At 73.2% G+C, this 10,595-nt stretch carries 9 protein-coding genes; 7 read left to right on the forward strand and 2 right to left on the reverse strand.

What is annotated here, in order from left to right:
- Window positions 1-56: 56 nt before the first annotated feature.
- Window positions 57-878: an AfsR/SARP family transcriptional regulator gene (locus AMK27_RS07525; RefSeq protein WP_073904126.1), complete on the reverse strand. Its 822-nt coding sequence runs from the start codon at window positions 876-878 to the stop codon at window positions 57-59.
- A 241-nt stretch (window positions 879-1,119) separates the two neighbouring features.
- Between AMK27_RS07525 and AMK27_RS42675 the strand changes: the two genes are divergently transcribed.
- The 3 genes from AMK27_RS42675 (at window position 1,120) to AMK27_RS07535 (ending at window position 4,976) form a co-directional block, all read left to right on the forward strand.
- Entirely contained in the window at window positions 1,120-1,290 is a 171-nt protein-coding gene (locus tag AMK27_RS42675; protein WP_158076910.1) for a hypothetical protein, read from the forward strand.
- Window positions 1,291-1,343: 53 nt separating this feature from the next.
- Window positions 1,344-3,593: a TOMM precursor leader peptide-binding protein gene (locus AMK27_RS07530; protein ID WP_079188379.1), complete on the forward strand. Its 2,250-nt coding sequence runs from the start codon at window positions 1,344-1,346 to the stop codon at window positions 3,591-3,593.
- Between the two features lie 180 nt (window positions 3,594-3,773).
- Complete coding sequence (locus tag AMK27_RS07535) at window positions 3,774-4,976, forward strand: sensor histidine kinase (RefSeq protein WP_158076911.1); 1,203 nt, start codon at window positions 3,774-3,776, stop codon at window positions 4,974-4,976.
- A 76-nt stretch (window positions 4,977-5,052) separates the two neighbouring features.
- On the opposite strand, the gene AMK27_RS07540 is transcribed toward AMK27_RS07535, so the two are convergent.
- Complete coding sequence (locus AMK27_RS07540; protein ID WP_073904132.1) at window positions 5,053-5,661, reverse strand: response regulator transcription factor; 609 nt, start codon at window positions 5,659-5,661, stop codon at window positions 5,053-5,055.
- Between the two features lie 167 nt (window positions 5,662-5,828).
- On the opposite strand from AMK27_RS07540, the gene AMK27_RS07545 reads away from it, so the two are divergent.
- The 4 genes from AMK27_RS07545 (at window position 5,829) to AMK27_RS07560 (ending at window position 10,578) form a co-directional block, all read left to right on the forward strand.
- Window positions 5,829-7,358, forward strand: a complete 1,530-nt coding sequence (locus AMK27_RS07545; RefSeq protein ID WP_107425510.1) for a multicopper oxidase family protein — start codon at window positions 5,829-5,831, stop codon at window positions 7,356-7,358.
- A 38-nt stretch (window positions 7,359-7,396) separates the two neighbouring features.
- Window positions 7,397-8,695, forward strand: coding sequence for a nucleotide disphospho-sugar-binding domain-containing protein (locus AMK27_RS07550; protein ID WP_073904134.1), 1,299 nt, complete (start codon window positions 7,397-7,399; stop codon window positions 8,693-8,695).
- Between the two features lie 6 nt (window positions 8,696-8,701).
- Window positions 8,702-9,280: a dTDP-4-dehydrorhamnose 3,5-epimerase family protein gene (locus AMK27_RS07555; RefSeq protein WP_073904136.1), complete on the forward strand. Its 579-nt coding sequence runs from the start codon at window positions 8,702-8,704 to the stop codon at window positions 9,278-9,280.
- Between the two features lie 113 nt (window positions 9,281-9,393).
- Window positions 9,394-10,578 (forward strand): nucleotide disphospho-sugar-binding domain-containing protein, encoded by a 1,185-nt coding sequence (locus tag AMK27_RS07560; protein WP_073904138.1) that lies wholly within the window; start codon window positions 9,394-9,396, stop codon window positions 10,576-10,578.
- Window positions 10,579-10,595 lie beyond the last annotated feature (17 nt).

The raw sequence follows: 10,595 nt of genomic DNA on the forward strand, positions 1-10,595 counted from the left end.
CCCGGCCCACCGACGAGCGGGTCGCGGCAGCGGTGGGGACGGCCGCCGCGACCCGCTCACCCCACGGCATGCTGCAGGAAGTCCCCGGCCGCGGTGGTCTCCAGGCTCTCCAGGCGAGGATCGCCCGCGAGCACCGCCTGGTGCAGCTTCTGGAGCCGGGGCGAGGGGTCGACGCCCAGCTCGTCCACGAGCGTCTCGCGCAGATGCTGGTACGCCTCCAGCGCACGCCAGGCGTGACCGGAGCGGTACAGGGCGAGCATCAGCTGGCCGCGCAGGTTCTCGTGCAGCGGCTGCTGGGACACGAGCATCCGAAGCTCGCCCACCAGGGCCGTGTGGCGGCCGAGCCGCAGGTCGGCCTCGATCCGCAACTCCTGGGCCCGGGTGCGGGCCTCGTCCATGCCCAGCACCTCGGTGGCCAGGACCCGGCCCATGGGTACGTCGACGAGCGCGGGCCCGCGCCACAGGGCGAGGGCCTGCCGCAGGCTTGCGGCGGCCGCCCTGGCGTCGCCCTCGGCGAGCTGGGCGTCGCCCCGGGCCACCAGGTCGTGGAAGTCGGTCATGTCGCAGTGCACCGGGCGGGCGGTCAGACGGTAGCCGCCGAAGCTCGTGGCCAGCACGTCCTTGGCGGAGGCCGCGGCGTCCGGACCCAGGGCCCGGGCGATGCGCCGCCGCACCTGGAGGATGTAGGTCTGCAGGGTGGTGTTGGCGCTGCGCGGAATGGCGTCGCCCCACACCTCGTCCATGAGCGTGGCGACCGGCACGACGGAGCCGGCCCGCAGGGCGAGGAGCGTGAGGATCTGACGGGGTTTGCCGGCGGTTGGAACGATGGACTCGCCGGACATCCGTACGTCCAGGGGTCCCAGTATTTCGATGTCCATGCTCTTCCTCCGCAGGGGAATGGGGCACCAGGAGCATCGCACGGAGAAACCCCGCCACCCCAGTGCCTGATTCACGGCCTGGGGCATGAAGCCCTCATACCCCGGCAGCGGGGTGAGGAATTCATGGAACAGGCCGTGACGGAGACACTGGTCCCACCGTGTCGCCCGCCGGAAGAATCGCTGGCACCGGTGCCGTACGCGGCACCGTCCGAGCGCGTCCGACAATTAACGGAGAATTATCATGGACAGAAATTCAGGCACCTTCAAGAGTGCTATTTCCGCGAACTCGGTTCCTGACACCTCCGGTCTTCGGATCGACCACCTCGACCGCGCCGGCGACGAGGCCGTCGCCCTCGTCACCTTCACGTGGGGCCCGGTCCCCGGTCACGACGGTGCTCCGGCCGGAGTGTGACGACCCCCACGGCGGACGGCACCACTCCCCGACCCCTGGGCTTCAAGCGCCACATGAGGGTCGAGGTGGTGCCCGACGACGCCACCTATCTGCTGTCCGAGCGCGAGGTGACGGCCCTGAGAGCCCCCGGCCTCGAGGCCCTCGCCCCGCTCCTGGACGGCACCCGTGATCTGGCCGCCCTGCAGCGCGAGCTGACGGCGGCCCTCACGGCGGACGAGGTCGCCACCCTGGTGGCGGCCCTGCGGCGGGCGGGCCTGGTCGACGACCGGCCCGCCCGCGGCTCCGCGCCCGCCCCCGAGCAGGCGGCCTACTGGGACCTGGCCGGAGTGACGGCCGACGGAACCCCGGCCGCGGTCGCGGTGCTCGCCGTGGGCGGCGCCGACGACCGGGGGCTGCGCGAGGCCCTCCGTACCGCGGGACTGAGGGTGAGCGACCCGTGCGGAGGAGCGGCGACCGACGCGGACTCCGGCCTCCTCGTCGTGGTCACCGACGACTACCTCGCGCCCGAACTCGCCGAGGTGGACGCACGGTCGAGGCGCCTCGGCCTGCCCTGGCTCCTCGCGCGCCCCGACGGCGCCACGGCCTGGCTCGGGCCCGTCCTCCGGCCCGACGAGGGCCCCTGCTGGCACTGCCTCGCCCACCGGCTGCGCGCCCACCGGATGTCGGAGCAGCCCGTGCGCCGGGCCCTCGGCCTCGCCGGGCCGGTGCCCCGGCCCCGCGTCTCGCACCCGGCCTTCCGCGGCGCGGCGCTCCAGCTGGTCGCGCTGGAGGCCGCCAAGTGGCTGGCCGGACACCGCTCCGCCGGCCAGTCCGCCGTCCGCACCCTCGACGGACTGGCGCTCAGCACCGCCGACCACGCCGTCGCACGGCGTCCGCAGTGCCCGTCCTGCGGGGACGCGGGCCTCGTCGCGGCGCTGGCCCGGCGCCCGGTCGAGCCGCGCCCCCGGCCGAAGGCGGCGTTCAGCGGCGGCGGCCACCGCGCCCTCGGCCCCCAGGAGGTCCTCGACCGCTGGGGACACCTGGTCAGCCCGGTGACCGGAGTGGTCAAGGAGATCCGGCGGGACACCCGGGCGCCCTCCTTCCTCCACTGCTACACCTCCGGCCGCAACCTGGCGCTCGGCGGCTCCCGGCTCGCCGAACTCCGCGCCGGGCTGCGGGCGGTGAGCGGCGGCAAGGGGACGACCGCCCTGGAGGCCGAGGTCAGCGCGCTGTGCGAGGCGCTCGAACGGTACTCGGGCACGCTCCAGGGCGACGAGGCCCGGGTCAGGGACAGCGCCCGCGCGCTGGGCGACGAGGCCGTCACTCCGGACCGCGTGCTGCTCTTCGACCCCCGCCAGTACCGCGACCGGCACGCGTGGAACGCCCGGCAGGGCGCGTTCCAGCAGATCCCCGAGCCCTTCGACCCGGCGGCCCCGGCGGACTGGACGCCCGTCTGGTCGCTCACCGAGCGCCGCCACCGGCTGCTGCCCACCGGGCTCCTCTACTTCGACCCCGGTACGGAGGCCGGGGTGGCGCCCGTCGCCGGGAGCGGTTCGGTCCGCGCCGACTCCAACGGCAGCGCGGCCGGCAGCAGCCTGGAGGACGCGATCCTCCAGGGCTTCCTCGAAGTCGTCGAGCGGGACGCGGTCGCCCTGTGGTGGTACAACCGCACCCGGATGCCCGCCGTCGACATCGCCTCGTTCGGCGACCGGTGGGCCGAGGAACTGATCGGCGTCTACCGGGAGCTGCGCCGCGAGGTCTGGGCCCTCGACCTCACCTCGGACTTCGGCGTCCCGGTCTTCGCCGCGCTGTCGAGACGCACCGACAAGAGGTCCGAGGACATCATGTTCGGCTTCGGGGCCCACCGGGACCCGCACATCGCGCTGCGCCGGGCCCTCACGGAGATGAACCAGCTGATGCCGGCCGTGGCCGGGGCGGGGGAGGGCGAGGGGTACGCGGTACGGGACCCGGAGCTGCTGCGCTGGTGGGGCGGCGCGACGGTGGCCGACCAGCCGTACCTGCTCCCCGACCGCCACGCGGAACCGGCCCGTCCAGGAGCTTTTCCCGCCATTCGCACGACGGATCTCCGCGCGGACGTGACATGGGCCGAGGAAACCGTCCGGGCCAGGGGCCTCGATCTTCTCGTCCTCGACCAGACCCGTCCGGATATCGGATTGCCGGTGGTGAAAGTCGTGGTCCCCGGAATGAGACATTTCTGGGCCCGTTTCGCACCAGGTCGCCTTTTCGACATCCCCGTGTCGCTCGGCAGGCTGTCCGAACCGACCCGGTTCGACGAACTCAATCCCATTCCTCTGTTTGTTTGACTCCGATCGCCCGGTCTGCAAGGCCGGGCGATCGGCCTGTCGCCGCCCGGCGGAGAGGCGTCCCGGAGCGCTCGAAATCCGTAACCTCCCTTCAATCGCGGGGGCTTAGGCTTTCGACCGGGAACACCATCGAGTCGAGGGGGCGACATGATCGGCGGCCACAGGCGGTCCGGGGGAGACGTGAGCGGGGAGCCACCGGCGACCAGATGGCAGCACCTGCCGCAGCGCCTCGCCATCGGCATGCTGATGGCGGTGCTGACCGGTTTCGGGGTGATGGGGATGCTCAACATCCTCGACGCCCACCAGAGCGAGGGGGTCCTGGGCGCCTCACTGGCGACCTTCGGCTGCCTCTTCTTACTCCAGCTGTTCCACTCCGCACAGCGCACCCGGGCGCTGCGGGAGCGGTACGGCAGACTCACGCTCGGACTCCAGGCGGTCCTCACCTTCGGCCCGCTGCCCCTCTACGGAGTGATGTGGGGCGGCATGGCGGGCTTCCTCGCCGGCTCGATCCTGCTCCTGGTGCGCGGGAGGCTCGCCTGGGCGCTCTTCGTCTCGGTCGCCCTCGTCAACGGGGGGAGCGCCCTCGCCTCCGGCTACGGGCCGGTCGACCTCACGTACATCGTGATCTCCACCCTGCTGACCGGGCTGATCGTCTTCTGCCTCTCCCGGCTGGTCGACCTCATCATCGAACTCGAACGCAAGCGTGCCGAGTCCGCCTGGCTCGCCGCCACGGAGGAGCGCCTGCGCATCGCCCGCGACCTGCACGACCTCCTCGGCTACAGCCTCTCCGCGATCACCCTCAAGAGCGAGCTCGTCCACCGGCTCATCGGCCTGCACGACGACCGCGCCCGGGACGAGATCGTCGAGGTGCTCGACATCTCCCGGGAGGCCCTCGCCGACGTCCGGACGGTGGCGCGCGGCTACCGCGACATGGTCTTCGACGACGAACTCGTCGCCGTCCAGAAGGTCCTGACCACCGCCGACGTGGACGTCACGGTCGAGAAGTCCTTCGTCGGCGAACTGGGGAAGAGGCGGGAGGCGGTCCTCGCCACGGTCCTGCGGGAGGCCGTCACCAACATGCTGCGGCACTCCACGGTCCGGCACTGCCGGATCTCCCTGCGCCGGCGCAGGGGTGCCGTCGCCCTCACCGTCTCCAACGACGGATCCCACCCGGGCCGCGGGCTCGCCGCGGTGCCGTTCGACGGGGGCAACGGCAGTGGCCTCGCCAACCTCGCCGAGCGTCTGGCCGGTGTCGACGGCACCCTCAACTCCTCGCAGGACGGCGAGGGATGGTTCCATCTGATCGCCGAGTGCCCCATCGGGAGCCCCGCCGACGCCGCCCCGAGGATGCCGGCCCCGCCGCTGGCCCGCGGCGCCTGCTGAGACGCCCGGCGGGCGGGGACGCCCTCCGGCGCCCTCCGCCCGCCCCCCCCGGGGGGCGCCCTCCGGCAGCCTGCCTCTACAGCCAGCCGGCGGCGCGCGCGATGCGCACCGCGTCCAGGCGGTTACGCGCGTGGAGTTTCGAGACGATCGAGGTCAGGTAGTTGCGGACGGTGCCCGCCGACAGATGGAGCTGCTCGGCGATCTGGGTCACGTCCGCGCCGTCCGCGGCCAGCCGCAGCACCGTCGTCTCCCGGGGTGTCAGCGGCTGCTGCCCACCGCTCTCCCACGCCGACATCGCCAGCTCCGGCGCGACCGCCAGATGTCCGGCAGCCACCCGCCGTACGCCCGCCGCCAGTTCGCTGGGCGGGGCGTCCTTCAGCAGATAGCCGCCGACCCCGGCCGCCATCGCCCGCCGCAGGGTGCCCGGCTGGTCCAGACTCGTCAGGATCAGGGTCCGACAGGACGGCAGCCGCTCCCGCAGCTCCTCGGACGCGGCGATGCCGTCCAGCCCCGGCAGGTCCACATCGATCACGGCCACGTCGGGGCGGTGCCGCTCCGCCGTCGAGACGATGCAGTCACCGCGCTCGACCTGGGCCACGACCAGTAGATCGGGTTCCAGGCTCAGCAGGGCCGCCAGGGCGCCCCGCACCATGTGCATGTCCTCGGCGAGGAGTATGCGAATCATGAGTCCCCCTTCTCACCCGGTGATCATAATCAGCCCGGCGCGTCTGGCGAAGGGGTCCGACGCAGGCTCCCGTCAAGAGGCCGGGACCACCCCGGTACGCACCAGGTGGGCGCTCTTCTAGTGCCTGTCGAGCGGCAGTTGAGGGCTACTGCCTAACTTCCCGCCCTGTGGAACCGAATCGCAGAGTCCTCCTGAAAGCCGCCGTGGCGGGCGGCGCCGTCGCCCTCGTCCCCGCCGGGTTCGCCATCGGCGGACCAGAGGGCGGGCAGACCGTGTCCGGCCACGCCGGAGCCGACGGCCACGGCGGCCACGCGGGCGCCGGGGAGCACGCCGCGGCGGGTCAGCAGGCGCCCGCGGCCCTCGGCGCCCTCGCCGAGTCCGAGGTCTTCGCCCATCCGATGCCGCTGCCCCGGGTGCTGCGACCGGTCTCGGTCACCGCGCGGGCGGACGTCTACGCGATGCGCATGCGCGAGGCGGAGACGGAACTCGTCAAGGGCGTCCGCACCCGGGTGCGGACCTACGACGGCAGCCTCCCCGGGCCCACCCTCCGGGCCTTCCGCGACCGGGAGGTGATCATCCGCCAGTACAACGACCTGCCCGTGCGCGCCGCCGTCCACCTCCACGGCGGTCACGTGCCCTCCGCCCACGACGGCCTCCCGATGGACGTGATCGAGCCGGGCGCGTACCGCGAGTACCGCTACCCCAACACCCAGCGGGCCGCCTCCCTCTGGTACCACGACCACGCCCACCACCTGGAGGCGGAGAACGTCTACCGCGGACTGCACGGCACCTACCTCCTGGGCGACGCGGAGGAGTCGGCGCTCCCGCTGCCCCGGGGCCGGTACGACGTGCCGCTGGTCATCCGCGACGCCCGCGTCGAGGCGGACGGCACCCTCACCTACACCCGGCCGGACTTCTGCCCGCACCTGCTGGTCAACGGCAAGGAACGGCCGTACTTCGAGGTCGCCGCCCGCAGGTACCGCTTCCGGCTCTTCAACGTCTCCGTCAACCGGCACATCACCCTCCGCCTCGCCGACGGCTCCGCCTTCCAGCAGATCGCCACCGACGGCGGCCTCCTCGAAGCACCCGTGGAGCGGACCGAGATCACCCTCGCGGGTGCCGAGCGCGCCGAGATCGTCGTCGACTTCTCCCGCTACCGGGTCGGCTCGTCCCTCGTCCTGGAGAACACCGCGACCACCTCCACCGAGCGGCCCGAGGTGCTGCGCTTCGACATCGTCCGCACGGCGCCCGACCTCAGCCGCGTCCCCCGCCGGCTGAGCGAGCTCCCCCCGGTCCCCACCTCCGGCACCGAGCGCGCGTTCGTGCTCGACCTCGTGCCCCGGCCGCAGATCAACGGACTGCAGTACGACCCCGAGCGGGTCGACGTGGAGACCGTGGTCGGCAGCACCGAGATCTGGACCATCCGCAACGGCGACGCCCCGATCCCGCCCCCGAACTTCCACGTCCACCACAGCTTCCACACCCACCTCGTGCAGTTCCGGGTGCTGGACCGCAACGGCGTGCCCGTGGGCCCCGGCGAGGCGGGACTCAAGGACACCGTCGTCATCGCCCCCGGCGACACCGTACGCATCGCCATGACCTGGGGCGACTACACCGGCCAGTACGTCTACCACTGCCACCAGCTCGGGCACTCCTCGGCCGGACAGATGGGCCGTATCGACGTCAGGAACGCCTGAGCCGCGCGTCGGCACGGGCCCACCCGAAAGGAGAGCCCATGCGGGTTCTGTTCACCCTCTTCCCGGGCGCCGCCCACCTCTACCCGGTCGTCCCGCTCGCCCGAGCCCTGCTCGCGGCCGGACACGAGGTACGGGTCGCGAGCCACCCCGAGCTCACCGGCGCCGTCACCACCGCCGGTCTCGCGGCCGTCGAGATCGGCGACCGGGTCGACGTCCCCGCCCTGGTCGGCGCCTGCGCGAGCGACGACCGGCTCGACCGGATCACCGGCGCCCTCGACATCGCCGACGGCGACCCCGGCAACCGCCGCAACGTCATCCGCTACTACATGCTCGCCGGGTTCTCCCTCTACCACCCCGCCCCGCCCGCCGCCGGGGCGGCCGGCGACCCGGCGCGCGGCTCGGCCACCGACGACCTCGTCGCCTTCGCCCGCGCCTGGAAGCCCGACCTCGTCCTCTGGGACCCGCTGAGCTTCGCCGCCCCGATCGCGGCCCGCGCCGCCGGCGCCGCCCACGCCCGACTGCTCTGGGGCATCGACTACTTCGGCTGGATGCGCTCCGCCGAGAACCGCCGCCGCGCCGCCGCCCTCCCCGGGGGCGATCCGGTCGCCTCCGCCATGCGACCCGAACTGGAGCGCCGCGGGCTGGAGTTCGACGAGGAGCTGCTGCTCGGCCAGTGGAGTGTCGACCTCATGCCCACCGGGATGCGGATCACCGACGAGGTCCGCTACCAGCCCGTCCGGCGCATCCCGTACACCGGAGGCGGCGCCGTCCCCGAGTGGCTCCACGGCCCCGCCGAGCGCCCCCGCGTGGTCCTCACCCTCGGCGTCAGCACCCGCAAGATGTTCGCCGAGGAGGCCGGCTTCCCCATCTCCGAACTCCTGGAGATGGTCGCCGGCCGCGACATCGAACTCGTCGCCACCCTCGACCGCGACCAGCTCGCCTCCGTCCGCAGCATCCCGGAGAACGTCCGCACCATCGACTACGTCCCGCTGGACCAGCTCCTCCCCACCAGCTCCGCCATCGTCCACCACGGCAGCGTCGGCACCTTCGGCATCGCCGCGGCCTACCGGGTCCCCCAGCTCATCGTGCCCGTCGAGGGCGGGGACGGCGTCGTCGTCGCCCGGTACCTGGAGGACCGCGGCGCCGGCCTCTCCATGGGCACGGGAGGCTTCACCGCACCGGAGCTCTGGAAGAACCTCGAACGCCTCCTCGGCGAGGCCTCCTTCCAGACCGCCGCCGACGCCCTGCACGCCGACAGCCTGGCGAGCCCCAGCCCCCTGGACGCCGTGCCCGCGCTGGAAGCCCTCACCGCCCACCACCGCGCCGGGAGGCGGTGAACCGGCATGCGCTTCACCGAACTGGCCGTTCCCGGCACCTGGCTGGCCGAGCCGCACCTCCTGCACGACGACCGCGGCTCCTTCTTCGAGGCGCTGCGCACCGAGGAGCTCTCCCGGGTCGTCGGGCGGCCCTTCACGGTCCAGCAGATCAACTACTCCGTCTCCCGGCGCAACACCCTGCGCGGGATCCACAGCGTCACCGTGCCACCGGGCCAGGCCAAGTACGTGACCTGCGTGCGCGGCGCCCTGCGGGACATCGCCGTGGACCTGCGCGTGGGATCGCCGCACTTCGGCACGTACACCGTCAACCACCTCACCGCCGACTCCGGCGCCTGCGTCTACGTGCCGGAGGGCGTCGGGCACGGCTTCCTCACCCTCACCGACGACACCACCATCTGCTACGTGCTCTCCAGCGGCCACGTCCCCGGCACACAGATCGACATCGACCCGCTCGACCCCGACCTCGCCCTGCCGTGGGGCTTCACCGAACCCCCGCTCATCTCACCCAAGGACGCGGCCGCGCCCGGCGCCGTCGAGGCCGCGGCCGCCGGACTGCTCGCGGAGTGGCAGCCCGCCGTCTCCTGAGCACCACCGACCCGCGCCACCGGCCCGCGCCACCGACCCGAAGCAACGCTCCGAAGCACCGCCCCGGACGACCACCGACCCGCACCACCGAACCACCCACCGCAGGAGGACCCATGCGCGTCTTGATGATCGGCACCCCCGTCTCCAGCCACCTCGCGCCGCTGGTCCCGCTGGCCTGGGCGCTGCGGGCGGCCGGGCACGAGGTGCTCGTCATCGGCCAGCCGGACATCATGGGGATGGCCGCCGCCGCCGGACTGAACGCCGTCAGCGTCGGCGAGCGGTTCGAGGTCGAGGAGGTCCTCCGGGAGAACCTCGGCGAGGACGAACGGCTCATCGACACCCACGCCGAGCCGGAACCCCAGGTGATGGAGGACTACTTCGCGCTCTGGTTCGGCCACCAGAGCGCGAGGCTGCCCGAGTACCTCGACTTCGCCCGGGCCTTCCGGCCGGACCTGCTCGTCTGCGACCTCCTGGAGTACACCGCCCCGGTGATCGGCGCCCTCCTGGGCGTCCCCGTCGCCCGCCACCGCTGGAGCGTCGACTTCCTCACCGGCTTCGTCCGCCCCCAGGCCCGGATCGCGCTCCTCGACACCTGCCGTGCGCTCGGCCTCGACGCGCTGCCCGACCCGACGCTCGTCCTCGACCCCTGCCCGCCGTCGCTCCAGCTCCCGGACGCCGAGCCCGGCACCCCGATCCGGGCCGTCCCCTTCAACGGCAACGGCCGGGTCCCCGAGTGGCGGCGCCGCGAATGGGGCACCGACCGGCCGCGCCGCCGGGTCGCGGTCTCGCTCGGCCTGCGCACCCTCACCCTCGGCGGGATCCCGCACGTCCGCCGCATCCTCCAGGCCTTCGAGGGCCTCGACGACACCGAGGCGATCGCCACCGTCGAACCCGAGTACCGCGAGGCCATCGGCCCGCTGCCGGACCACGTCCGGCTCATCGACCCCACCCCGCTCCATCTGCTCTTCGGCTCCTGCGACGCGGTCGTCCACCACGGCGGCGCCGGCACCACCATGACCTCCCTCGCCCACGGCCTGCCCCAACTGGTGCTGCCGCAGCTGGCGGACATGTTCGCCACCGGGGAGCGGCTCGCCGCCCGCGGAGCCGCCGTCACCCTCGCCGAAGCGGCCCGCCAGGACGATCCCGAGGAGCTGCACAAGGCACTCGACCGCCTCCTGCGCGAGCCCGCGCACACGACCGCGGCCCGCGAGCTGCGGGCCGAGATGGAGGACATGCCCAGCCCCGCCCGCGTCGTCCAGGACCTGGAGCGACGGGTGCGGGACACGCGGCCGGTGTGAGCCGCGTTCGAGGCCGA

The organism is Streptomyces sp. CB02009 (assembly GCF_001905825.1).
Taxonomy (GTDB): domain Bacteria; phylum Actinomycetota; class Actinomycetes; order Streptomycetales; family Streptomycetaceae; genus Streptomyces.

What these genes read in the sequence shown, in the direction of transcription:
- AMK27_RS42675 (WP_158076910.1), top strand. Translation starts at nt 1,120, where the DNA reads ATGGACAGAAATTCAGGCACCTTCAAGAGTGCTATTTCCGCGAACTCG.
- AMK27_RS07530 (WP_079188379.1), top strand. Translation starts at nt 1,344, where the DNA reads ATGAGGGTCGAGGTGGTGCCCGACGACGCCACCTATCTGCTGTCCGAG.
- AMK27_RS07525 (WP_073904126.1), bottom strand. Translation starts at nt 878, where the DNA reads ATGGACATCGAAATACTGGGACCCCTGGACGTACGGATGTCCGGCGAG.
- AMK27_RS07560 (WP_073904138.1), top strand. Translation starts at nt 9,394, where the DNA reads ATGCGCGTCTTGATGATCGGCACCCCCGTCTCCAGCCACCTCGCGCCG.
- AMK27_RS07555 (WP_073904136.1), top strand. Translation starts at nt 8,702, where the DNA reads ATGCGCTTCACCGAACTGGCCGTTCCCGGCACCTGGCTGGCCGAGCCG.
- AMK27_RS07540 (WP_073904132.1), bottom strand. Translation starts at nt 5,661, where the DNA reads ATGATTCGCATACTCCTCGCCGAGGACATGCACATGGTGCGGGGCGCC.
- AMK27_RS07550 (WP_073904134.1), top strand. Translation starts at nt 7,397, where the DNA reads ATGCGGGTTCTGTTCACCCTCTTCCCGGGCGCCGCCCACCTCTACCCG.